Origin of the sequence: Devosia sp., assembly GCF_025809055.1 — a bacterium.
Taxonomy (GTDB): Bacteria; Pseudomonadota; Alphaproteobacteria; order Rhizobiales; family Devosiaceae; genus Devosia.
In genome coordinates this window covers 741,359-764,373 of record NZ_CP075529.1, presented here as the reverse complement: position 1 = coordinate 764,373, position 23,015 = coordinate 741,359, and the positions used below count along the sequence as shown (strand labels likewise).

Annotated in this window: 20 protein-coding genes; 6 read left to right on the top strand and 14 right to left on the bottom strand. The window is 62.1% G+C overall.

Annotated features, from left to right (window positions below; all coding sequences use genetic code 11):
- Positions 1 to 5 precede the first annotated feature (5 nt).
- The gene (locus KIT02_RS03710) at positions 6 to 1,814 is read right to left on the bottom strand and encodes an IlvD/Edd family dehydratase (RefSeq protein ID WP_297582377.1); all 1,809 of its coding nucleotides are present in this window, start codon (positions 1,812 to 1,814) and stop codon (positions 6 to 8) included.
- Between the two features lie 265 nt (positions 1,815 to 2,079).
- Between KIT02_RS03710 and KIT02_RS03705 the strand changes: the two genes are divergently transcribed.
- Genes KIT02_RS03705 through KIT02_RS03695 form a run of 3 tightly spaced genes read left to right on the top strand, consistent with a single transcriptional unit; the run spans position 2,080 to position 4,491 of the window.
- Positions 2,080 to 3,003, top strand: a complete 924-nt coding sequence (locus KIT02_RS03705) for a 2-dehydro-3-deoxygalactonokinase (protein WP_297582375.1) — start codon at positions 2,080 to 2,082, stop codon at positions 3,001 to 3,003.
- 4 nt (positions 3,004 to 3,007) lie between these two features.
- Positions 3,008 to 3,619, top strand: coding sequence for a 2-dehydro-3-deoxy-6-phosphogalactonate aldolase (locus KIT02_RS03700; protein WP_297582371.1), 612 nt, complete (start codon positions 3,008 to 3,010; stop codon positions 3,617 to 3,619).
- Positions 3,616 to 4,491 carry an SMP-30/gluconolactonase/LRE family protein gene (locus KIT02_RS03695; RefSeq protein ID WP_297582369.1) on the top strand — a complete coding sequence of 292 codons (876 nt, stop codon included), beginning with the start codon at positions 3,616 to 3,618 and terminating at the stop codon, positions 4,489 to 4,491. Before KIT02_RS03700 ends, KIT02_RS03695 begins: the two co-directional genes overlap by 4 nt.
- A gap of 9 nt (positions 4,492 to 4,500) precedes the next feature.
- On the opposite strand, the gene KIT02_RS03690 is transcribed toward KIT02_RS03695, so the two are convergent.
- The gene (locus KIT02_RS03690) at positions 4,501 to 6,246 is read right to left on the bottom strand and encodes a ComEC/Rec2 family competence protein (protein ID WP_297582367.1); all 1,746 of its coding nucleotides are present in this window, start codon (positions 6,244 to 6,246) and stop codon (positions 4,501 to 4,503) included.
- Between KIT02_RS03690 and KIT02_RS03685 the strand changes: the two genes are divergently transcribed.
- The 3 genes from KIT02_RS03685 to gltA all read left to right on the top strand — a co-directional run bounded on the left by KIT02_RS03685 (position 6,247) and on the right by gltA (position 10,919).
- Positions 6,247 to 7,470, top strand: a complete 1,224-nt coding sequence (locus tag KIT02_RS03685) for an IS256 family transposase (protein WP_297582023.1) — start codon at positions 6,247 to 6,249, stop codon at positions 7,468 to 7,470. It begins immediately after the preceding gene.
- 560 nt (positions 7,471 to 8,030) lie between these two features.
- Complete coding sequence (gltX, locus tag KIT02_RS03680; RefSeq protein WP_297582364.1) at positions 8,031 to 9,443, top strand: glutamate--tRNA ligase; 1,413 nt, start codon at positions 8,031 to 8,033, stop codon at positions 9,441 to 9,443.
- A 186-nt stretch (positions 9,444 to 9,629) separates the two neighbouring features.
- Complete coding sequence (gltA, locus tag KIT02_RS03675) at positions 9,630 to 10,919, top strand: citrate synthase (RefSeq protein WP_297582362.1); 1,290 nt, start codon at positions 9,630 to 9,632, stop codon at positions 10,917 to 10,919.
- On the opposite strand, the gene KIT02_RS03670 is transcribed toward gltA, so the two are convergent.
- The 12 genes from KIT02_RS03670 to rpsB all read right to left on the bottom strand — a co-directional run bounded on the left by KIT02_RS03670 (position 10,916) and on the right by rpsB (position 22,978).
- Positions 10,916 to 12,031 carry a lipid-A-disaccharide synthase gene (locus KIT02_RS03670; RefSeq protein WP_297582360.1) on the bottom strand — a complete coding sequence of 372 codons (1,116 nt, stop codon included), beginning with the start codon at positions 12,029 to 12,031 and terminating at the stop codon, positions 10,916 to 10,918. The two genes, gltA and KIT02_RS03670, sit on opposite strands and share 4 nt — an antisense overlap.
- 27 nt (positions 12,032 to 12,058) lie before the next feature.
- Entirely contained in the window at positions 12,059 to 12,868 is an 810-nt protein-coding gene (lpxA, locus tag KIT02_RS03665) for an acyl-ACP--UDP-N-acetylglucosamine O-acyltransferase (RefSeq protein ID WP_366520580.1), read from the bottom strand.
- The gene (fabZ, locus tag KIT02_RS03660) at positions 12,865 to 13,341 is read right to left on the bottom strand and encodes a 3-hydroxyacyl-ACP dehydratase FabZ (RefSeq protein WP_297582358.1); all 477 of its coding nucleotides are present in this window, start codon (positions 13,339 to 13,341) and stop codon (positions 12,865 to 12,867) included. The genes lpxA and fabZ overlap by 4 nt, the downstream gene beginning before the upstream one ends.
- Entirely contained in the window at positions 13,338 to 14,363 is a 1,026-nt protein-coding gene (lpxD, locus tag KIT02_RS03655) for a UDP-3-O-(3-hydroxymyristoyl)glucosamine N-acyltransferase (protein ID WP_297582355.1), read from the bottom strand. Before lpxD ends, fabZ begins: the two co-directional genes overlap by 4 nt.
- Before the next feature lie 70 nt (positions 14,364 to 14,433).
- Positions 14,434 to 16,566, bottom strand: a complete 2,133-nt coding sequence (gene bamA / locus KIT02_RS03650) for an outer membrane protein assembly factor BamA (RefSeq protein ID WP_297582353.1) — start codon at positions 16,564 to 16,566, stop codon at positions 14,434 to 14,436.
- 183 nt (positions 16,567 to 16,749) lie between these two features.
- Positions 16,750 to 17,886 (bottom strand): RIP metalloprotease RseP, encoded by a 1,137-nt coding sequence (rseP, locus tag KIT02_RS03645; RefSeq protein ID WP_297582351.1) that lies wholly within the window; start codon positions 17,884 to 17,886, stop codon positions 16,750 to 16,752.
- 42 nt (positions 17,887 to 17,928) lie between these two features.
- Positions 17,929 to 18,789 (bottom strand): phosphatidate cytidylyltransferase, encoded by an 861-nt coding sequence (locus KIT02_RS03640; protein WP_297582349.1) that lies wholly within the window; start codon positions 18,787 to 18,789, stop codon positions 17,929 to 17,931.
- On the bottom strand, positions 18,786 to 19,547 hold the full coding sequence (locus KIT02_RS03635; RefSeq protein WP_297582346.1) for an isoprenyl transferase: 762 nt from the start codon (positions 19,545 to 19,547) through the stop codon (positions 18,786 to 18,788). The genes KIT02_RS03640 and KIT02_RS03635 overlap by 4 nt, the downstream gene beginning before the upstream one ends.
- A 28-nt stretch (positions 19,548 to 19,575) precedes the next feature.
- Positions 19,576 to 20,136 (bottom strand): ribosome recycling factor, encoded by a 561-nt coding sequence (gene frr / locus KIT02_RS03630; RefSeq protein WP_297582343.1) that lies wholly within the window; start codon positions 20,134 to 20,136, stop codon positions 19,576 to 19,578.
- Positions 20,137 to 20,254: 118 nt separating this feature from the next.
- Positions 20,255 to 20,974 carry a UMP kinase gene (gene pyrH / locus KIT02_RS03625; RefSeq protein WP_297582341.1) on the bottom strand — a complete coding sequence of 240 codons (720 nt, stop codon included), beginning with the start codon at positions 20,972 to 20,974 and terminating at the stop codon, positions 20,255 to 20,257.
- A gap of 196 nt (positions 20,975 to 21,170) precedes the next feature.
- A complete protein-coding gene (gene tsf, locus KIT02_RS03620) occupies positions 21,171 to 22,097 on the bottom strand; it encodes a translation elongation factor Ts (RefSeq protein WP_297582338.1) in 927 nt (308 codons plus the stop codon).
- Positions 22,098 to 22,201: 104 nt separating this feature from the next.
- The gene (gene rpsB, locus KIT02_RS03615) at positions 22,202 to 22,978 is read right to left on the bottom strand and encodes a 30S ribosomal protein S2 (RefSeq protein ID WP_297582336.1); all 777 of its coding nucleotides are present in this window, start codon (positions 22,976 to 22,978) and stop codon (positions 22,202 to 22,204) included.
- Between the last annotated feature and the right edge of the window lie 37 nt (positions 22,979 to 23,015).

Here is a 23,015-nt window from a genome sequence, read left to right as displayed (position 1 = left end):
AGTGATCAGTGATTGTCGCGCGGCACGCCTTCGGTCTGGGCGATGCGCTGATATTTGACGGCCGGGCGCAGAACCGCGCCGTCGCCGAGCTGGTCGACAATGCCGCGCTGAATTTCCTGCCAGGGCGTCTGGTGCCTGGGGAACTTGTAGCCACCCTCCGCCTCCAGCGCCGCACGCCGCGTCGCAATCTCGTCGTCCGAAATCAGGATATCGGCCTCGCCCTTGTTGAGATCGATGCGGACCCGGTCGCCGGTGCGCAGGATGGCCAGGTTCCCCCCGGCCGCCGCCTCCGGCGAGGCGTTGAGAATTGAGGGCGAACCGGATGTGCCGGACTGGCGGCCATCACCGATACAGGCCAGCGAGGAGACACCCTTCTTGATGAGGTAGTCGGGCGGCCGCATGTTGACCACTTCCGCCGCGCCGGGATAGCCGACCGGACCGGCGCCGCGCATGAAGAGCAGCGTGTGCTCGTCGATGTCGAGCGTCGGATCGTCGATGCGATGGTGATAGTCCTCGGGGCCATCGAAGACCACCGCCTTGCCTTCGAACATGCCGGGATGGGCCGGATCGCTGAGATAGCGGGTACGGAATTCCTCGCTGATCACGCTGGTCTTCATGATGGCGCTGTCGAACAGGTTGCCGCGCAGCACAAGGAAGCCTGCTTCCTTCTTCATCGGATTGTCGAATGGCCGGATGACCTTGTCGTCCTCGATCACCGTGCTGGCGCAGTTCTCGCCGATGGTCTTGCCATTGACCGTCGGGGCGTTCTCATGGATGAGCCCCTGCTTCATCAGTTCGTTGACGACCGCCGGGACACCGCCGGCATGGTAGTAGTCTTCGCCCAGATATTCGCCGGCGGGCTGCAGGTTCACCAGGAGGGGAACCTTGTGGCCGTGCTGCTGCCATTCCTCGATGCTGAGATCGACGCCGATGTGGCGTGCAATGGCATTGATGTGGATTGGTGCATTGGTCGAGCCGCCGATGGCCGAATTGACCACGATGGCGTTGAGGAAGTTCTCCTTGGTCAGAATATCGGAGGGCTTGAGATCCTCCTTGACCATATCGACGATCCGCTTGCCGGTGCGCCAGGCCATTTCCTGGCGGTCGCGATAGGGCGCCGGAATAGCAGCCGATCCTGGCAGTTGCATGCCGAGCGCCTCGGCCAGCGAGTTCATCGTGGTGGCCGTGCCCATGGTGTTGCAATAGCCGGTGGACGGGGCTGAGGACGCGACGAGTTCAATGAACTTCGGATAGTCGATCTCGCCGGCGGCCAGCATTTGCCGCGCCTTCCAGACGATGGTGCCCGAGCCGGTCCGTTCGCCCTTGTGCCAGCCGTTCAGCATGGGGCCGACGGACAGCGCGATGGCGGGAATGTTGACCGTAGCCGCACCCATGAGCATGGCCGGCGTGGTCTTGTCACAGCCGATGGTCAGCACGACGCCGTCCAGCGGGTAGCCGTAAAGCACTTCAACCAGGCCGAGATAGGCCAGATTGCGGTCAAGCCCGGCCGTCGGGCGCTTGCCGGTCTCCTGGATAGGATGCACCGGAAACTCGATGGCGATGCCCCCGGCTTCGCGAATGCCTTCACGCACCCGTTCGGCCAGAACCATATGGTGGCGGTTGCAAGGGCTGAGATCCGATCCGGTCTGGGCAATGCCGATGATCGGCTTGCCGGACTGGAGTTCCTCACGCGACACGCCGTAATTCATGTAGCGCTCGAGATAGAGCGCGGTCATGTCTGGATTGTCGGGATTGTCGAACCACGCGCGCGATCGAAGCTTGCGGCTGCCGTTGCCGCCAATGTCTGCCGTCATGATGTCAGTTCCTTGTGTGTCCCGCGCGGGACTCGGGGGCTTGTTCAAGGCATGGTCTATCACGATGCCATCGCCTTTGGTGCAAAAATCATACAATTCATACGCCCGGGTCGGCAAAGCAAAAAAGCTCGTCTGGTCAAAAAATCTTACTTTTGTGTGCGCAGTTGCCGTCGAGTTGGGGTATGGCAGCGTGAGTGCGGAATCGACTGACGGGGACCTGCCGGGCCTGTAGTGTCGTCCGCATCAAATTGAGGGGAATTGCCGCGTGACCGAGACTGTTGCCTGGATTGCTGTCGACTGGGGAACCTCCAACCTGAGGGCGTGGGGCATTGCCGGCAATGGTGACGTTCTGGCCTCGACCAGTTCGGACAAGGGGATGGGCAAGCTGTCGCCCCCCGACTATCCGGGTGTCCTGGCCGAGATCGTGGGCAACCTGGCGCCTGCCACCCCTGCCCTGCCCGTGCTGATTTGCGGCATGGCCGGTGCCCGTCAGGGATGGAAGGAGGCGCCTTATCTCGAGGCGCCAGCCGACTTGCGGGATCTGGCCGCTCACGCGGTTCGGCCGGAATCAAGCGGCACGGATGTGAACGTCTCGATCCTGCCCGGCGTCTGCCAGCGCCAGAATGGCGATGACGTCATGCGCGGCGAGGAAACGCAGTTGCTGGGCCTCGCGGGCGTGGTGCCGGGATATTCAGGCCTTGTCTGCATGCCCGGGACACATTCGAAATGGGCCATGCTTTCGGGAACGCGACTTGAGTCCTTCTCGACGGTCATGACCGGTGAAATGTATGAGTTGCTGCGTGTCCACTCCGTCCTGCGGCATTCGCTGGGCGGGTCCATCGAGGAGGCGGACCGGCAGGCTGGGTTTGCTGCAGGCGCTGCCGATGGTCTCGATGCACCCGACCAACTTCTCGGCCGGCTGTTCCGGGTTCGCGCCGGGGCTCTGCTATCCGCTCGATCGTCAGGGTGGTGCAGCGGCTACCTGTCCGGTCTGTTGATTGGCAGCGAAGTGGCCGCGAAGCGGTCGATGATTGGTCCGGTCGCCGTCCCTCTGATCGGCTCACCGGCCCTGTGTGCCCTCTATCAGCAGGTCCTCGAAATGGCCGGGCTGTCGGGGCAACCGCATGACGCAACCGAGGTCACGCTGTCTGGCCTCAGAATGGCCCATGCGGCCCAGTTACAAGGATAATCCCATGGCGCATCGTCACATCATTGCCATCCTGCGCGGCATCACGCCGGACGAGGCCGTGCCGGTCTGCACGGCCCTGGTCGAGGCTGGAATTACCCTGATCGAAGTGCCGCTCAATTCGCCCAATGCCGTGGACAGCATCGGCCGCGCCGCAGCGGCCCTCTCCGACCGGGCAGAGATCGGCGCCGGAACGGTGCTAACGCCGGAAGATGTGCGCGCCGTGGCCGGCGCCGGTGGTTCGTTCATCGTCTCGCCGGACACCAACCCCGCTGTGATCGTGGAAACCATCGAACTGGGCCTCAAATCCTATCCCGGCGTCTTTTCGCCGACCGATGCCTTCTCGGCGATCCGTGCCGGCGCGACCGGCCTGAAATTCTTTCCGGCCGAGGTCCTTGGCGCCAAGGGCATCAAGGCCATGAAGGCGGTTCTTCCGCCGGACTTGCCGGTCTATGCCGTCGGCGGCGCCAATCCCGACAACTTCCACGAGTTCTTCGCGGTCGGTTGCACCGGGTTCGGTCTCGGGACCTATATCTTCAAGCCGGGCATGACCGTGGCGGACGTGGCCGAGCGCGCAGCGATTGCTGTCGCCGCCTATGACACAGGAGTTTCGCGTTGAATCCAGTAGCCAAGCTGCTCGTCGATAGTCAGTGTGCCCTGGGCGAAGGCCCGTTCTGGCACGATGGCCTGCAGAAACTGTTCTGGTTCGACATCAACAATCGCGTGCTGTTTGCCGTGACCGAAGATGGCACCCCGTCCGGCGAGTGGCACTTTGGCGAAGTCGTCGCGGCGGCGGCCATCATCGACGACGAGAATCTTGCCCTGGCCACGGAAACTGGCCTCAAGCGGTTCAATCTGAGCAGCGGCGCCATCGAGTCGATTGCGGCTATTGAGGCCGATATTCCGGCCAACCGCACCAATGACAGCCGTGTCCATCCCTCGGGCGCGTTCTGGATCGGCACCATGGTCAAGGACGAAGGACCAAAGGATGGTTCGGTCTATCACTACCGCGCCGGCTCGTTGACCCGCATCATCGAGAACGCGGCAATTCCCAATGCGACCTGCTTTTCGCCCGATGGCCGCACGGCCTATTGGACGGATACGCCGACGCAGAAGATCCTGAAATGCGCGACCGACCCGGATACAGGCCTGCCGTCTGGTGAGTGGGTGCTGTTTGCGGACGTGGCTGACCACCCCGGTCATCCCGATGGGGCGGTTGTCGATAGCGAGGGATATGTCTGGAACGCCCGGTGGGGCGGAAACTGCGTCATTCGCTACGCGCCAGACGGCACGATTGATCGCGTGGTCGATGTCCCGGTAAGCCAGGTGACCTGCCCCGCATTCGGCGGAAAGGACCTCAAGAGGCTGTTCCTTACCACTGCCAACAAGACGATGTCGGCAGAGGCCTTGGCCGCCGAAAAGGTGGCGGGCGGCGTGTTCTACATTGATCTCGACGTTGCCGGCCTGCCTGAGGCGCGTATCGTTCTCTGAACTTGCAGGTCAACGGGCGGGGATGCGCCAGGGCCGGTTCGGGTTCGGAATGGCAGGACGTATCTCGAAATCCTGATCTCCCGCGTCCCAGCGCAGCCATTGAACGCCGCCGCGCGCCAGATCGTCGGGGCCGATCGCTGGCTGCTGACTGGCGCACCACGCCGGTATGGCGATCCGGGCGATGATCAGGTCGTGCATGCCGCAGTCTTCGGCAAAGGCCGACGGATTGCGAACGATGGATAGCGAGAAGACACCTGCCTCCACGACGCAGGCCAATCCATCGCATCGGGTGCCACTATGCGCGGCGGCAATCTCGGTCTGGTAGTGGCGGCTCCAGACATCGACGGCAAAGCTGCCGGCGCGACCGCTGGCCAGGGCCATGCCATCTCCGTCGCGCACCGCAACGGCCTGTGTCGTATCGGCGATGAGAATATCGGGACGCGGTTCGAGGCCAAACACCAGCACCAGGGGCACGAGAAGTGCAAGTGCGGCGAGGCGCCAGTGATCTTCGATGAAGGCGAACCAGGCGAGCGCGGCCAGGGCCGCCATCAGGGTCCAGCCCGAAAGCAAGGGATTGCCGGTGAGGCCCTGGCTCCAGGCGGCGACGGTTTCGGCGACGAGCAGCATGCCGTCGATGCCCCAGCCCATGGCCACGAAACCAATCGTATCCAGTCCAAGGGGCATGAGGAGCATGGCGACAACGCCGGCCCACATGATGAGACCAACAAAGGGCAGCGCCATGACGTTGCCGAGTACGCTGAGTGGCGCGGTCTGCTGGAAGTGGTATGCCGAAAACAGCAGCGTCGCGGCCCCCGCGATGAAGCTCGTCCAGGCCGTGGCAGTCGCGAGGGACCAAAGGCGTTCGACCGCGTTGCTGGCGCCAAACTGGGAGCGCGGCAGCTCGTAGATGCCGATGAGGCCGACCACCGCAGCAAACGACAACTGGAAGCTGGGGCGGAAGACGCTGGCCGGATCAATCAGGATGATGAGGATCGCAGCCAGTCCGACATTGCGCATGGTGAGCGCCCGCCGTCCGGCGAGCACGGCACCGAAGATCAGGGCCAGCATCAGCGTTGAGCGGAAAGCCGGAACATTGCTCATGCCGCCGGCCAGCAGCAGGTAGAGAAAGGCGGCAACAATCCCGGTGGCCGCGGCAATTTTCTTGATCGGCAGAGCCATAAGGGCCGGGATGGAGGCGAGTGCCAGCCGCACCAGCCAGTAGATGCCGCCGGCCACGATGGACAGATGCAGGCCCGAGATCGAATAGATATGGGCAAGACCGGAAGCGGCCATCACGTCCCTTGTGTCATCGGTGATATCGCTCTGGTCCCCGACGACCATGGCCTTGCCAATGGCCGCGCTGCGCCCGTCAAGCGCCAGGTCGATCCGACCCGCGATATGGCTGCGGATCGCCTGCGCCTGCCGGGCGAGATCAATGTTCGAGCCCTGTCCAATCCTTTCGATCGTACCTGTCGCAGAGCCATAGGCCCCGACGCCGATGAAATAGGCGTGAAACTGACCATCATGCGCGCCGGGCAGGACGGGACCGGGTACAGGTGCAAGCCGGAGAGGGGCGATGAAGCTGTCGCCCGGCAGGAGTTTCGGTTCAGGCGGCAGGAAGAGGCGCGCCCGGCTAATGTCGAGTGCCCGTGCCCCATCGATCGGTGTCAGGCTCGAAACGATCAGCCGTGTGGCCTCGGGAGTGTCAGGATTTTCGTGTGTGGTCGGGCATAATGGGTAAACAAGGAGTCCCATATGTCTCGACGCAAAGAGCCTGCCATCCCAAATGAACTTCTCGATCAGCTTCTGGCTGGTGGCGCTGCCAGTGCGGCCTTTGAGCAAGGCGGTTTGCTGGATTCGCTGAAGAAGGCGTTGACCGAACGCGCTTTGAACGCAGAGATGGACCACCATCTGTCCGGCGAAGATGGCGCCGGCAACACGCGCAACGGTTATGGCCGCAAGACGGTGACGACCGAGACCGGCAAGCTTGAGATTGATGTGCCGCGTGATCGGCAGTCCAGCTTTGATCCGCAGCTGATTGCCAAGTACCAACGCCGCTTTCCAGGCTTCGACGACAAGATCGTGTCGATGTATGCCCGCGGCATGAGCACCAGGGAGATCGCGGGCCACCTGCGCGACCTGTATGGTATCGATGTGTCGCCGGCCCTGATCAGTACGGTGACCGACGCTGTCCTCGATGAGGTTGCCACCTGGCAGCAGCGGCCGCTCGATCCGATTTACCCTCTGGTCTTTTTCGATGCCATCCGGGTCAAGATCCGCGACGAGGGCATGGTGCGCAACAAGGCGATCCATATCGCCCTGGGGGTGCGCGCCGATGGCGCCAAGGAAGTGCTGGGCCTGTGGCTCGAGCAGAATGAAGGCGCCAAGTTCTGGCTGCGGGTGATGAACGAGCTCAAGAACCGCGGCACCGAGGATATCCTGCTGGCAGTCGTCGATGGCCTCAAAGGCTTCCCTGAAGCGATTACTGCCGTATTCCCCGAGACGGTGGTTCAGACCTGCATCGTCCATCTGCTGCGCAACTCGATGGACTTCGTCTCCTGGAAGGACCGCAAGGGGTTGGCGAGTGCGCTCAAGCAGATTTACCGCGCCACCGATGCCGACGCCGCCGAAAAGGCCCTGACGGACTTCGACGCCGGCTTCTGGGGCCAGCGCTATCCCGCCATCGGCCAGAGCTGGCGGCGCGCCTGGAGCGAGGTTATCCCGTTCTTTGCCTTCCCTGATGAGGTCCGCAGGATCGTCTACACCACAAACGCCATCGAGGCGCTGAACTCAAAGCTGCGGCGGGCGGTCAGGGCCAGGGGCCACTTCCCCAGCGACGATGCCGCCACCAAGCTGCTGTATCTGATCTTGAACCGGTCAGAGAAAGAGTGGAAAATGCCGCCACGTGAGTGGTCCATGGCCAAGGCGCAGTTCGCCGTCATCTTCGGCGAGCGCTTCATTCGCGCCATGGCGGCGTAATAGTGCAATCGCCCGCCACACACGAAATTACTGACAGTCCCTGTGGCCTCCGCGTCCGCGGAAATCACCTCGTCAACGACAGCCGAGTAGGTCCCATAGGCCGGCCATGCCAGCATGGGCGTACCGAACAGGACGGCGTGAATGGGTAGCAGGCAGAAGCCGAGCCAGACCGCCGCAATCTGTACGCATGTTCGCACCCAGAACAGCGACCGCATCCACCAGGCCGCCAGCGTGCAGGCCAGGGCGAGAAGTGAGCCGGCAACCAGCATGTGGCCGGCTGGCTCATCCAGCAGGACGGCATAGAGACACAGGCCCAGGATCAGCCCGAAGGGCAACAGGACAAAGAGGCGCCGGTTACTCGTTGCGCTGTCGAGGGCATTGGAGAATGACGCCAGCCAGCGTGCATAGGGCGCAATGGAAGATGCCGCCGGCGGCCATTGGCGCCCGGCATTTGCTCCTGCTCCCCTGCCCGCCGTTTCAAGCCCCACGACGCCCCGCCCTTGCGCTCAAGCCCGCCTATGCTACACACGGCCCGCAATTCCTCAAATCCCTCGGTTGCCATGTCTCAGGTTGTTACCCGCTTCGCCCCCTCGCCCACCGGCTATCTCCACATTGGTGGAGCGCGCACGGCTCTGTTCTCCTGGGCGTTTGCGAAAAACCAGGGTGGCAAGATGCTGCTGCGCATCGAGGATACCGACCGTGAGCGCTCCACCGAGGCAGCGGTTACGGCCCTCATCGATGGTCTCAAGTGGCTTGGTCTCGACTGGGACGGCGAGCCGATCAGCCAGTTCGGGCGTGCGGCACGCCACGCCGATGTCGCCCGTGAACTGGTGGCGATGGGCCATGCTTACTATTGCTATTGTTCACCCGAGGAACTGGACCAGATGCGTGAGGAGGCCCGTGCGGCCGGCAAGCCTCCGCGCTATAACGGCTATTGGCGGGATCGCGACGCCTCGGAAGCACCCGAGGGCATCAAGCCGGTCATTCGCATCAAGGCGCCGTTGAGTGGCGAAATCGTCGTTCGCGATCACGTGCAGGGCGATGTGGTGTTCAAGACCGAGAACCTGGATGATTTCATCATCCTGCGCTCCGATGGCACCCCGACCTATATGCACGCCGTGGTGGTCGACGATCACGATATGGGCGTGACCCACATCATTCGCGGCGACGACCACCTGACCAATGCGGCGCGCCAGATCGTCATCTACAACGCCATGGGCTGGACCGTGCCGGAGATGGCCCATATCCCGCTGATCCACGGGCCGGACGGCGCCAAGCTGTCCAAGCGCCATGGGGCCCTCGGCGTGGAGGCCTACCGCCAGATGGGCTATCTGCCGGCCGCCGTCCGCAACTACCTCGCCCGGCTTGGCTGGAGCCACGGCGATGACGAGTTCTTCTCGACCGATCAGATGGTCGAGTGGTTCTCGCTCGAGGCCCTCAACAAGGGCGCCGCGCGCTTCGATTTTGTCAAACTCGAGAATATCAACGGCCACTATATCCGCGAGGCCGATCCGACCTACCTATACCAGGTGATGGTCGATACCGCGCGGGAAGTCGGCCGCGATGCGGATGCCGAGGGGCTGAAGGCCAATCACAATGTGGTGCTGGCCGCCCTGCCCGAGTTGCAGCCACGCGCCAAGACCGTGCTGGAACTGATCGACCTTGCGCAGTTCATCTATGCCCTGCGCCCCATTCAGCCGGATGCCGCTGCTGCGGCCCTTTTGACAGACGAGTCCAGGGTGGTGCTGACAGGCATTGCCGATACGTTAGGGGGTCTTGCCGATTGGTCAGTGCCCGCCATCGATGCTGCCATGCGCAAGCTGGCCGAGGAAAAGGGTCTCAAGCTCGGAAAGCTGGCGCAGCCGCTACGCGCCGCGCTGACCGGACGCACTGTTTCTCCGGGGATTTTCGAGGTGATGGTGCTGATCGGGCGCGAGGAAAGCCTGGCCCGACTCGGTGACCAGATCGGCTGATTTCGGCGCAAATCCGAAACTGTCGCCAAGCTGTCCGATAGATAAGTCATACTTACCTATCGGTTGCTTGCACCGCACAAGACCTGATACCTGTGCTCGGGATTATTTCGCGTCCTCAGGACGCCGCCTCGTCCCCGGAAAACATATGTATTCTGCGGGTGCACGAGGCATAGCGAGGAGACCTCAATGACCGATAAAGTCGCCAAACTCGTCATCGGAGACCAGACCCACGAATTCCCCATCCTGAGCGGAAGCGTTGGTCCGGACGTGATGGATATCCGTTCGCTTTATGCAAAGACCGGCCTGTTCACATACGATCCGGGATTCACCTCCACCGCGGCCTGTGACAGCGCCATCACCTATATCGACGGCGACAAGGGCGAACTGCTCTACCGGGGCTATCCGATCGAGCAATTGGCCGACAAGTCCAACTATCTCGAAGTCTGCTACCTTCTGCTCTACGGCGAATTGCCGACCAAGACCCAGTACAAGGAATTCGAGAAGCTGGTGACGCGCCACACGATGGTGCACGAGCAGATGCACTATTTCTATCGGGGCTTCCGCCGTGATGCGCACCCGATGGCCATCATGACCGGCGTGGTGGGCGCAATGGCTGCGTTCTACCACGACTCCACCGACATCAATGATCCGCAGCAGCGCGAAATTGCCTCGATCCGCATGATCGCCAAGATGCCGACCATTGCCGCCATGGCCTACAAGTATTCGGTCGGGCAGCCCTTCGTTTACCCGCGCAACGATCTCGATTACGCGGCCAACTTCCTCTACATGTGCTTCTCGGTCCCGGCCGAAGAATACAAGGTCGATCCGCGCCTGGCGCGCGCCATGGACCTGATCTTCACCCTGCATGCCGATCACGAACAGAACGCTTCGACCTCGACCGTTCGCCTCTCGGGCTCGTCCGACGCCAACCCGTTTGCCTGTATCGCCGCTGGTGTGGCCTGCCTGTGGGGCCCAGCCCATGGCGGGGCCAACGAGGCGTGCCTCAGCATGTTGCGCGAAATCGGTTCGGTTGACCGCATTCCCGAGTTCATCGCGCGCGCCAAGGACAAGAACGACCCGTTCCGCCTGATGGGCTTCGGTCACCGCGTCTACAAGAACTTTGATCCGCGCGCCAAGGTCATGCAGGCCACGGCCAAGGAAGTCCTGGCCATTTTGGGTGTCGAGAACAACCCGACCCTGCAGGTAGCCCAGGAACTGGAACGGATCGCGCTCGAAGATCAGTACTTCATCGACCGCAAGCTCTATCCGAACGTCGACTTCTATTCGGGCATTATCCTCGAGGCCATGGGCTTCCCCACCTCGATGTTCACGGTGCTGTTCGCCGTGGCCCGGACCGTGGGCTGGATCAGCCAGTGGAAGGAAATGATCGGCGACCCGCAGAAGAAGATCGGTCGTCCGCGCCAGCTGTACAACGGCGCCGACGCGCGTGACTACACGCCGATCGACGCGCGCTAATTGCGCAAGACTGCGAGGATCCGGTCCGCCGGGTCCTCCCGCAGATAAGGCGCTTCGCCGCTCTGCATGCGTTCAAGAAGCTCGCCAAAGGCCGTGATCTGGTCCTGGCGGGCTTTTTTGTTGCCGACGAGCTCGGTAACCAACGGGAGCAGGTGCGAAGAAGCCGGATCGTCCTCGACCAGCTCAGGGACGACCGGACGGTCGAGAATGATGTTCGGCAGGGAAACCTGCGGCCGGCCGAGCTTTTCATAGATGCGCGACTGAGGGCCATCGAGCGCATAGAGAACGACCATGGGCACACCGGCCAGGGCCAGTTCGAGCGTGACGGTGCCTGAGACGCAGACGGCGCCGATGGCCTGACGGTAGAGTTCGGTGCGATCCTGCCGCCGATCCAGGATGGTCACCGGCGCATCCCAGTCGGCCACCGCTCGTTCCAATCGCGCACGCAGGTGGGGCAGCGTTGGCAGGACTATGCCGGAAACTTCGGGTCTGTCGACAACCGCCGCTGCGATCTGGCCTAATAGGGTCATGTGCCGCCTCAGTTCGCCGTCCCTGCTACCGGGTAACAGCACAAGCGGTCCGGCATCGCGCACTTGTGGTGCGGGATTGGCGTCGCCCAGGGCCGGGTGCCCGATATAGGTGGTTGGTGGACCGCCCAGCCTGGCCATCACCGCCGGCTCGAACGGCAGAACTGCAAGAACGGCGTCGAAGAGCGGCCGGATGCGGGCCGCGCGCTCCGGATGGCGCGCCCACACGGAAGGCGCCACGCACAGGACGATCTTCCCGCGATATCCCAACCGCCTGAGGCGGGCCGCCAGAAGCCGGGAAAAATCCTGCGCGTCCACCAGAACGACCATGTCGGGTGCCGTGCGCAGGATGTGGCGGGCCGTTTGCTCAAGCCGCCACAGCAGCTTGGGGAGCCGCATGATGACATCAGTCACGCCCATGACGGCAAGATCTGACATCGGGAACAGGGACCGAAGCCCCTGCCCGGCCGTTTCGGCGCCGCCGACCCCGTCCAGGGTCAGCGCGATCTTGCTCTTGAGCCGGGCGACCAGATCTGCGGCAATGCGATCGCCCGAAGGTTCACCGGCAAGGATGAAGAGACGCATGGCTCAACCACCTCCCGACGCAAGACGTCAGTCGTCGTCCTGGCCGGTCAACGGGAGCATGATCGGCCGGTCGGTCTTTTCGGAGATGAACCGAACGACGTCCTGAACAAGCTCTTCTCCGGCATAGTCCTGTGAAACCTGCTCAGTGCGGTCTGCCAGCGTACCGTCGCCAAAGAAAATGGCCTTGTAGGCAGCGCGGAGCTTGTGAATGGCGGCCCGATCAAAATTATGGCGCTTGAGACCGATCAGATTCAACCCGGTCAGGTTGGCGCGGTTTCCGACGGCCATGCCGAAGGGAATGACATCGCCATCAACCATGGATTGCGCGCCGATAAAGGCATATGCACCAATTCGGGTCCGCTGGTGGATGACGCAGGTCCCGCCGAAGATGACATTGTCACCGACATGGACGTGACCTGCGACGCCGACATAATTGGCCATGATGACATTATTGCCCAGGACCGCATCATGGGCCACGTGGGCACAGGCCATGATCAGGCAATCATTGCCGATGCGGGTGACCATGCCGCCCGCTTCCGTTCCGGGATTGATCGTCACCGATTCCCGGATGGTGCAGCGCTCGCCGATCTCAACCCGCGAATCTTCGCCGTGATATTTCAAGTCCTGGGGTTGATGCCCGATAGACGCGAACGGAAAGACGCGCGTGCCTTTGCCTATGCTCGTGTGTCCCTCGATGACGGCATGAGAGACCAGTTCGACGTCATCGGCCAGGACAACGTTGGCACCGACAATGCAATAGGGACCGATGCGCACGCCGGACCCGAGCGTGGCCCCTTCGGCGACAATGGCCGTCGGGTGAACGACAGCTGCGATCACTGATCGGCACCAACAATCATGGCCGTGATTTCCGCTTCGGCAATGACGGTGCCGTTGACCTTGGCCTTGGCCTCGTAGCGCCCCACATTGCGGCGGCGATGCATCTTCTGGATGTGGAATTCGATGGTGTCGCCGGGACCCGCCGGCTTGCGGAACCGGGCATTGTCGACGCCGAGCATCAGGACGATATTCTTCCGGCCGCCGGTCGAGTCATGTTTGATGACAATGGCACCGGCCGTCTGGGCCATGCCTTCGATGATCAGCACACCCGGAAAGATTGGATTGCCAGGAAAGTGGCCGAGAAAAATCGGCTCGTTGTAGGTGACGTTTTTCACGCCGATTGCAGATTCGTCGCCGTTGATCTCGACGATACGGTCGATCATCAGGAAGGGATAGCGATGCGGGAGCGCCTCGAGGATCTCGGCAATGCTCATCGCGCTCAGTTCAGTGACGTCCGTAGAAGTTTCGGTCATCCCTGCTTGTCCCCCTTGGTCAGTTTCCGCATGGTGGCGATCTCGCGCCAGAAATCTCTTATATCCTGCGCCGGAGCTCCGGCAAGCTTGGAGCCGGCCGGCCAGTTCTTGGTCACCGCGGCGCGGCCATGCACCATTGAGCCGGCACCGATGGTCAGGTGCCCGGACGTGCCGACACCGCCTCCCAACAAAACCCCGTCTTCCAGGATGGTCGACCCGGACAGCCCGCTCATCGCCGCAATCAGGCAATTGCGGCCGATGCGGCAATTGTGGCCGATCTGAACGAGGTTATCGATCTTGGTGCCATCACCGATGACCGTGTCGCCCAAGGCGCCGCGATCGACGGTGCTGTTGGCGCCAATTTCCACGCGATCCTGAATGATGACGCGGCCCAATTGCGGCACCTTGCGGTTGGAGAGGCCGAAATCCAGCCAGCCGAAACCCTCGGTTCCCAGTCGGACGCCCGAATGGAGAACCACGTCATTTCCCAGATGCGCGCAATCGATGGTGCAGTTCGCCGCGATCACGCAGTTTCTGCCGATCGTGACCCCTGCCCCGATCACCGTATTGGCGCCAATAATGGTGCCGCGTCCAATTTCCACGCCGGCACCGACGACAACGTTTGATCCGATTACGACATCGCGTTCGAAGACTGGCGCACCGAGATCGTCGCGCTCGGACGAAATGATGGTCCGTGTGTCCGCGGGATAAAGCGTGTCGAGCATGTCGGCGAAGAGATTGTGCGGCTTGGCCGCCACCAGTGCGACGCAGCCGTCCGGAACGGCTTCCTGCAAACCCGGCAGGACGACAGCAATGCCGGCACCGCTCCTGCGCAACTCGTCGACATAGCTGGTATGGGCCGCCAGGACGACGTCGCCGGGCCCGGCCAGATCAAGCTCCGTGGCGCCCGAAATCTGGATTTCCGGATCGGCATCGCCGAGCAATTGCTGCTGGCCAATGGCCGCAAGCAATGCACCGAGAGTCATGGGGCCGGCGAAGCGGTGAAAACGGGTGTCGACCATACTGCCACTTAAAAAAATGAGCCGCGGCGCAATCCGCCCCGCGGCTCAAAAGACTCTCACACAGTTCTGTCTAGAACAAGGTGGAGATCGTGAACTGGAACATCTGTGTCCGGTCGTCGGTCGACTTGTTGAGGACATGCGAAACGTCGCCACGCAGAGGACCGAACGGCGAATCCCAGATCAGGGACGCACCGACCGAGGCACGCCAGGGCTCGTCGTTGCTGGCCGCAGCGTAGGTACCAGTACCGGTGCCCGGCAGGGTGCCGTCGTCAATCCAGGCAGCATCGGCCCAGACCGCGCCGCTCAAGCCATAGCTCTCGGGGAGAACCGGGATCGGGAACTGGATCTCGGCCGAGACGCCCGCATAGAGCGTCGCACCAAGATATTCGCCAGTGGTCAGGCGCGGGCCGAGGCCACGACCTTCGAAACCGCGAATGAGCTGGGCGCCCGGGGTGAAGGCTTCGGTTGCATGGATGGGGTTGCCGTCCAGGCTGTTGATGATACCGGCCTGGCCACGAACGCTACCGACGATACCGCTATCGGGGATGAGCGGCATGAAGAAGCGGGCGCGCGCCTCCGACTTGAGGATCTGGCTCGTGCCAGTGCCATAGTCGAGATAGGTGTACTGCTGGTTGATGCTGGCGATCAGACCCTCGGTGGGCTTCTTCTGGTCGTCCAGGCTGTTCCAGGTAAGGCTGTAGCCGCCAAAGCCCTTGAGGATTTCCTGACCATCGGTGACCAGCGAGGAATCGGTCGGATCATCGTCCTTGATGATCTTGCGTTCGCCGCCACCGAAGAAGGACGCCGACAGGGTGCTGGTCAGCGGCACGCCGATACGCAGCTGGCCGCCGGTAACCTGCGAACCGTAGAAGGAGGTCGCGGTTTCGTCGTAGATGCGGTGATAGGCGTCGACGCCAGCGGACACCTTGAGGCCCATGAAACGGGGCTCGGTGAACGAGAAGTCGAAGGTACGGCCGGCCTGGCTGGCGCCGATGGCGGCGCGCAGGTACTGGCCGCGACCGAGGAAATTGCGCTCGGTCAGCGAGATTTCACCCAGAATGCCGTCGGCGGTCGAATAGCCGGCGGTTGCGCCGTATTCACCCGAGGACGACTCGGTCACATCGATATTGAGGACGATCTTGTCCGGACCCGAACCCGGGCCAGTCGTGATGTTCACGGCCGAAAAGAACCCGAGATTCTGGATATTGTTGCGGCCGCGAATGACCATGGAGCGGTTGAACGGGTCGCCTTCACCAAATTCCAGCTCACGACGGATGACGAAGTCACGCGTCTTGGTATTGCCGGTGATGTTGATGCGCTCGACATAAATGCGGGCGCCCTCGTCGACGAGGTAGGTGACCTTGAAGGTGCCGGTGGCGACATCGCGATCGAGGCGAGCCCGCACGTCGGCGAAAGAATAGCCCTGGGCGGTTGCCTCATAGGCCATGTCTTCGATGGTTTCCTGCAGCTCGGAGGCCGAGTAGCGGCCGCCCTCCGGGGTCCGCACCGTGCCGCGCAGCACGTCGGTGTTCAGCCCGTTGATGCTGGTCTCGATGCCGACAGCGCTGAATTCGTAGGGCTGGCCTTCATTGATCGTGACGTTCACGAAATAGGCATTGCGGGCAGCATCGTATTCCGCGACGGAATTGACCTGCGCATCGGGGTAGCCGCGATTGGCGTAGTAGAGACGGATGCGCTCACGGTCGACGGCCATCTTCTGCTCGTCATAGCCGTCATCACGCAGAAGCCAGCTGAGAATGCCGGTTTCCTTGGTGAGCATCGTGCCCTTGAGATTGCCAGCGCCGATGGCGTTGTTGCCGGTGAAGTTGATCGCGGCAATACCAGCGCGCTCACCTTCATTGACCTGGAAGACCACACGAACACGACCGTCCGCGGTCGGCTCGGTGCGCGCCGTCACCGTCACGCCCATGAAGCCATCGCGATCATAGGCCTGGCGAATGCTTTCGATATCGGCTGCAAGACGCTGCTGGGTGAAGATGCCAGAGGCGGAAACGTCCACCATGGCTAGTAGCTGTGCGTCGGAAAAACGCCGGTTGCCCTCGAAGAGAACTGAGCCGACCAGCTGCTCCTGCGCCAGCGCAACGGTTGCGCCGACGATCGGCAGACCGGAAACCATCGGGGCAGCGCCCATGATTGCCAGGGCCGAGACCGCGCCACGCATTAGCTTGGTGGGGTTGATCATATTGTTATTGCCTTCTGCGACCGGCCCAGGGAATCGCCATGCACAGCGCTCCCCCAAGCTAACTCCATTGAAGTGTTTTACTGTTTTTTTAACCAGGGACAAGGCGCGTGTTCCCACGCGGTTAGCAATTCATTGGCAGCCTTGTATTCGTGCAACACCTTGCCAACCAAGGTTAACAGGGTGTTAGCGCAGGATGCCGAAATGCGCGAAGATCGTGTCGTTGAACAACGTAAACACCATCAGCGCCAGCACAAGAGCAAATCCGAAGCGGAAGCCCATTTCCTGTGTGCGCATGCTGAGCGGGCGTCCGCGCACTGCTTCGAAGAGGTAGTAGAGCAGATGGCCGCCATCCAGCATCGGCACCGGCAATAGATTGAAAATGCCGATATTGAGCGAGAGTAGCGCCATCAGGTTGATGAGGGCGATGACACCGAGAGTTGCAACTTCGCCCGAGACTTTGGCCACCTTTACCGGGCCGCCGAGCTGTTCCACATCCCCTCGCCCGACAAAGAAGTCACCGAGGAATTCGCCGGTGCGCTGTATGATGAAGCGGATTTCCTCCACCGTCATGCCCACGGCTTCGACCGGTCCGGGCCGGTAGAGCGTCACGTCGGTGTCTTCCACATTCCGGGTCACACCGATCCGGCCGATGCGCTGGTTATTGCCGAAACGGTCTTCGACGGTGACCGCCTCGGGCACCATGGTCAGGCTGCGGAGGGTGCCGTTGCGGTCGATCTCGACCACGACTTCACGCTCGGGGCTGGTTGCCACGTAGCGCTGAAAATCCTCAAAGCCACGAACGACATAGCCGTCGACTGCCAGCACTTCATCGCCCTGCATCAGCCCGGCCGCTTCTGCGACCGACCCAGGCAAGACCTCGCCGATGACCGGGGTGATGGTGTAGCGGCCGTAGCCCAGCAACAGGGCATAGAGGATGAAGAAGGTCAGCAGGACATTGGCAATCGGGCCGGCAGCCACGATGGCAATGCGCTGCCAGACATTCTTGTTGACGAACAGCCGCGGCGCCAGCGCTGGATCGCTATTTTCCGGCGCGTCGGGATCAGGCAGGCTTGCCGCATTCATGTCACCGACAAAACGCACATAGCCGCCCAGAGGAATGGCCGATAGCCGCCAGCGGGTGCCGTGGCGGTCATTCCAGCCGAACAGTTCGCGTCCGAACCCCACCGAAAAGGTCTGGATGGCCACGCCATTCCAGCGCGCCACAAGATAGTGCCCCATCTCGTGGACGAAGACGATGACGGTGAGCACGGCCAGAAAGGGAATGACGTAGGACAGCAGCCAGAAGGCGAATTCGATCATTTATGCTCCAGACTCACCCGCAGCCGGGCCGTTGGGCCACACCTACCAGTAAAGCAGGCCCTCTGCCACGGCTCCGAAACCAGCGTGAAGGCCGCCGACGACCAAAACCAGAATCACGCCGAATGTGAGGCTGTCGAGGCGATCCATCAGCCCGCCGTGACCGGGAATGATGTCGCCGCTGTCCTTGATGCGGAAATAGCGCTTGATGGCACTTTCAGAGAGGTCGCCGGCTTGGCCGAGAATACTGAGCACGATCGAGAGCAGCACGCCGATCCACAGAGGGGAATCGGTGGCGAGGGTCCAGACCAGGGTCCCTGCCCCGGTTCCGAGGGCCAGCCCGCCCAGGGCGCCAGACCAGGTCTTTGAGGGTGATATGCCCGGCGCCAGCTTTTCGCCCCCGATCTGGCGGCCGCTGAAAAAGGCGGCGGTGTCCGTCATCCAGATCACCGTGCCCAGATAAACCCCGGCCCAGATGCCGGCCGGTGTGTCGCCGCGCATGGAGAGAATGGCGACAACGAGGAGGCCGAACAGGACGATGCCGCCGATGCGCCACTCAAGCCCATCCCGCCCGCGGGCGATGGCCAGAATGCATCCGATGATGACCATCACTGCGGTGCCGATGGCGCCCGCAATCGGATAGGCCAGTGCGGACAAGGCGACCGAACCGGCAAGCGCCCAACCGGTCATGGTCATGGGTGCGCGGGAAACCATGATCTCCCACTCGCGATAGACCCCGGCATAGACCGCACCAACGACGCCGGCAAAGAAGTAGCTGCCAATGTAGAGCGCAGACGCCGTTATGACGATCAGGACCATTGCCGAGGCAAATCGGGGCCCGACATCGGCCCAGGTCCGGCGTGCCCCAGCAGAATTGTTCGCAATGGGGTCGCCGGGATCGCTCAACTCACCGCCGCTCCCAGCCCGCCAAAACGCCGGTCCCGGGCCGAATAGGCTTCGATGACCGACAGGAACGTCGCTTCGTTGAAATCGGGCCAGTACTCGTCGATAAAGACAAATTCCGAATAGGCCGCCTGCCAAAGCAGGAAATTGGACAGCCGCTGCTCACCGCTGGTGCGGATGATGAGATCGGGATCTGGGATACCCACGGTCGACAAGGTGTTTGCCAGCCGCTGTTCGGTGATGTCCTCGGGCCTGAGGCGCCCGGCGGCAACCTCTTCGGCAAGGGAGCGAGCCGCGTCGACGATTTCAGCCTTGCCGCCATAATTGAACGCCACCACGAGGGTGAGCCCGGTATTCATGGCTGTCTTGGCTTCGACATCGTCAATGAGCCGCACCAGAGACTCTTCGAGCCCGCGGCGTTGCCCGATGATCCGCACCTTGACATTGTTGCGGATCAGGCGCTGAAGGTCAGATGCAACAAAACGCCTTAGAAGATTGAAGATAAAAGCGATTTCATCAGGCGGCCTCGACCAGTTTTCGGACGAGAAGCTGAACACGGTGAGATAGGAAATGCCGTAGTTGATCGATAGTTCGACCAAGTTTCGCAGCGCCTTGACGCCCTCGATATGACCTTCCGTGCGGCGCTTGCCACGTGCCTTGGCCCAGCGACCATTGCCATCCATGATGACGCCAAGGTGTACGGGAACATGAAGTCCTGCTCCCGTAACTGGCTTCAGGCTGGCCGCCGTCTCCCCTGACATTGTTGTTCCCCTGACGCGAGACTGCAGGTCAGACCTGCATGATCTCCTGCTCCTTCTGAGCCACGATACCGTCGATCTCGGCCACAGCCGCATCCGTGGCCTTTTGAACCAGGTCGGACTGCTTCTTGGCGTCATCCTGGCTCATGTCGCTGTCTTTTTCGGCTTTTTTGAGCGCGTCCATGCCATCGCGACGAATATGACGAACGGCGACGCGGGCCTGTTCGGCATAGTTGTGCGCGACCTTGGCCAGTTCCTTGCGGCGCTGCTCGTTGAGCTCCGGAAGCGGCACGCGAATGATCTGACCTTCACTCATCGGGTTGAGCCCCAGGCCGCTGTCCCGAATGGCCTTTTCGACGGCGCTTGCCATGCCGCGATCCCAAACCTGGACGGACAGCATCCGCGGCTCCGGAACGGTTACCGTTGCCACCTGATTGAGGGGCATGCGGGAGCCATAGGCCTCGACATTGACTGGCTCGAGCAGGCTGGCGCTCGCGCGTCCGGTCCGCAGACCGCCCAATTCGTCCTTCAACGCAGAAATGGACTTTTGCATCCGGTTCTTGAGATCACTGAGATCATAGCTCGTGGCCATGGCCGGTTCCTTCCAGTCTTCGTGCGGACCCTAGGTGATCCGTTCGTGATATTTCGGTACCGAGACGCGGTACTCGCGCAGTTCGCGCAGTTCGCGCAGCGAGGCTTGGCACGCCGGTTCAGCGAGCCTCACCGACCCTGGTCGACAGGCCCCTGCCATCGAGCACGCCGGACAGTTTAGCCTCATCGTCGAGGGCGTAGACAATTATGGGCATTGAATTGTCGCGGGCAAGTGCGAAAGCCGCAGTATCCATGACCTTGAGGTTCTTGCTGATGACCTCGTCATAGCTGATCTGGGTATAGCGGGTGGCCGTGGGGTCCTTCTTGGGGTCGGCGGAGTAGACACCGTCCACCTTGGTGCCCTTGAGGACAACGTCGCATTCAAGTTCGATAGCGCGCAGCGTGGCCGCTGTATCGGTGGTGAAGAAGGGATTTCCGGTGCCACCTCCAAGGACGACAACAAAACCCTCTTCGAGGGCCAGCTTGGCGTCGCGCGCGGTAAAGGTATCAGCCACCGAGGGCATGGTTGCAGCGCTGAACGGCTTGGACTTTACGCCCTGCCGGGAAATGGCGTTTGACAGCGCCAGAGCGTTGATCATGGTGCCCAGCATTCCCATGAGGTCAGCGGTGACCCGATCGGTGCCATCGGCGGCGCCAGCCATGCCGCGAAAGATGTTGCCGCCGCCGACCACGATGGCGACCTGCGTGCCGCTGCGCGCCACATCGGCGATCTGGCTGGCCACTGCCTGCAGAAATGGTGGTTCGATACCGAACGAATGATCGCCTGCCAACGCCTCGCCTGACACTTTGAGCAGGATGCGTTTATAGGCAGGTGACATCGACGAACCTCTTGATCATGTGCAGGCGTCGGCCCGCCGAATCCAACGGACCGGCCGGACCCTAGGACAATTTCGCCCGCGAATGAAGGCGAAGTTGCGAAAGACTTTGCGGGATTGACGGGGGCGCGGGCAGCGACCGGCAGACAACAAGAAGCGGGCGGACCCGAAGATCCGCCCGCCTCAAAGACTTGAACTCTTACTTTACGCCGGCAGTCGCGGCGACTTCGGCAGCGAAATCGGTCTCGGCCTTTTCAATGCCTTCGCCGAGAGCGTAGCGCACGAACTTGGTGAGCTTCACCGGTGCGCCGGCATCCTTTTCGGCGTTCTTGATGGCATCGGCGACCTTGGTTTCGCCGTCGATCACGAAGACCTGGCTGAGCAGGGTCACTTCCTCGAAGTACTTGCGCATGCGGCCATCGACCATCTTCTCGGCGATGTCGGCGGGCTTGCCCGATTCCTTGACCTGCTCGAGAATGATGGCACGTTCGCGGGCGACCACGTCCTGATCGAGCTCTTCAGGCGAAATCGCCTGTGGCTGGGCGGCTGCAATGTGCATGGCCAGCTGCTTGCCGAGAGTGGACAGAGCGGCCTTGTCACCGGTCGATTCCAGCGCGACCAGGATGCCGATCTTGCCGAGACCCGGCTTGACGGCATTGTGCACGTAGCTTTCCACCACGCCGTCGGTCACTTCGACGGTCTGGGTGCGGCGCAGGTTCATGTTTTCGCCGATCTTGGCGATGGCTTCGGTCAGTTCGGCGGAAACCGAGTGGCCGGTGCCGGGGAACGGCATCTCGCCAAGCTTGACGGCGTCGCCATCGGCGTCGAGCGCCAGCTTGGCAATGTTGCCGACAATGTTCTGAAACTGCTCGTTGCGGGCAACGAAGTCGGTTTCCGAATTGACTTCAACGACAGCGGCCTTGGTGCCGGCGGTGACGACGCCAACCAGACCTTCGGCAGCAACGCGGTCGGCCTTCTTAGCGGCCTTGGCAAGGCCACGGGTGCGCAGCCAGTCGACTGCGGCTTCCATGTCGCCATTGGTTTCGGCCAGGGCCTTCTTGCAGTCCATCATCCCGACGCCGGTCGAGTCGCGGAGCTGCTTGACCATTGCAGCAGTGATTTCCATGGGTTCACCTCTTTGCGGCCCCTGTCGAGGCCGCCTTGTGTGTCAGGGTTGGGTCCGTGGGGACCAGGTGTGCCTTGCAAGGACAAGGCACACCGATGCGACGATCAGTTGACGGCTTCTTCGCCTTCGGCGGCCGGCAGGTCTTCAGCCGGGGACTCCGAAGCGGCGCCCAGGTCAGCGCCGAGAGCGCTGGACGAGCGGCCGATGCCGTCGATCGCGGCGCGCGAAACCAGCGAGACATAGAGCTCGAGAGCGCGGCTGGCGTCGTCATTGCCGGGGATCGCGTAGTCGACGATGTCGGGATCGCAATTGGTATCAACAATGGCAACGACCGGGATGCCCAGACGACGGGCTTCCTTGATGGCGTTTTCTTCCTTGTTGGTGTCGATCACGAACAGCAGGTTGGGCAGGTTGCCCATGTCCTTGATGCCGCCCAGGTCGCGCTCAAGACGCTCCTGTTCGCGGGACATCATCAGGCGTTCCTTCTTGGTGCGAAGGGCCAGATCGGCTTCGCTCATCGATTCCAGCTCACGCAGACGGGCGATCGAGTTGGAAATGGTCTGCCAGTTGGTCAGCGTGCCGCCGAGCCAGCGGGAGTTGACGAAGTACTGGGCGGACTGCTTGGCGGCATCGGCCACCAGCGGTGCGGCCTGGCGCTTGGTGCCGACGAACAGCACGCGACCGCCATCGGCGACAGTGTCGCTGACGAGCTGAAGGGCGCGCTGCAGGGCCGGAACGGTCTGCGACAGATCGAGAATGTGGATGTCGTTGCGAACGCCAAAGATGAAGCGTTCCATCTTCGGGTTCCAGCGGTGCTTCTGGTGGCCGAAGTGGACGCCAGCTTCCAGAAGCTGACGCATGGAGAATTCAGGCAGTGCCATGATGGGCTGCTCCTTTACCGGTTGATGCCTCCACGAA

Bases quoted from the DNA above. Each gene is read 5' to 3' on its own strand.
- KIT02_RS03710 (WP_297582377.1), bottom strand. From the start codon at position 1,814: ATGACGGCAGACATTGGCGGCAACGGCAGCCGCAAGCTTCGATCGCGC.
- KIT02_RS03700 (WP_297582371.1), top strand. From the start codon at position 3,008: ATGGCGCATCGTCACATCATTGCCATCCTGCGCGGCATCACGCCGGAC.
- KIT02_RS03690 (WP_297582367.1), bottom strand. From the start codon at position 6,246: ATGGGACTCCTTGTTTACCCATTATGCCCGACCACACACGAAAATCCT.
- KIT02_RS03685 (WP_297582023.1), top strand. From the start codon at position 6,247: ATGTCTCGACGCAAAGAGCCTGCCATCCCAAATGAACTTCTCGATCAG.
- gltX (WP_297582364.1), top strand. From the start codon at position 8,031: ATGTCTCAGGTTGTTACCCGCTTCGCCCCCTCGCCCACCGGCTATCTC.
- gltA (WP_297582362.1), top strand. From the start codon at position 9,630: ATGACCGATAAAGTCGCCAAACTCGTCATCGGAGACCAGACCCACGAA.
- KIT02_RS03670 (WP_297582360.1), bottom strand. From the start codon at position 12,031: ATGCGTCTCTTCATCCTTGCCGGTGAACCTTCGGGCGATCGCATTGCC.
- fabZ (WP_297582358.1), bottom strand. From the start codon at position 13,341: ATGACCGAAACTTCTACGGACGTCACTGAACTGAGCGCGATGAGCATT.
- lpxD (WP_297582355.1), bottom strand. From the start codon at position 14,363: ATGGTCGACACCCGTTTTCACCGCTTCGCCGGCCCCATGACTCTCGGT.
- bamA (WP_297582353.1), bottom strand. From the start codon at position 16,566: ATGATCAACCCCACCAAGCTAATGCGTGGCGCGGTCTCGGCCCTGGCA.
- rseP (WP_297582351.1), bottom strand. From the start codon at position 17,886: ATGATCGAATTCGCCTTCTGGCTGCTGTCCTACGTCATTCCCTTTCTG.
- KIT02_RS03635 (WP_297582346.1), bottom strand. From the start codon at position 19,547: ATGTCAGGGGAGACGGCGGCCAGCCTGAAGCCAGTTACGGGAGCAGGA.
- frr (WP_297582343.1), bottom strand. From the start codon at position 20,136: ATGGCCACGAGCTATGATCTCAGTGATCTCAAGAACCGGATGCAAAAG.
- pyrH (WP_297582341.1), bottom strand. From the start codon at position 20,974: ATGTCACCTGCCTATAAACGCATCCTGCTCAAAGTGTCAGGCGAGGCG.
- tsf (WP_297582338.1), bottom strand. From the start codon at position 22,097: ATGGAAATCACTGCTGCAATGGTCAAGCAGCTCCGCGACTCGACCGGC.
- rpsB (WP_297582336.1), bottom strand. From the start codon at position 22,978: ATGGCACTGCCTGAATTCTCCATGCGTCAGCTTCTGGAAGCTGGCGTC.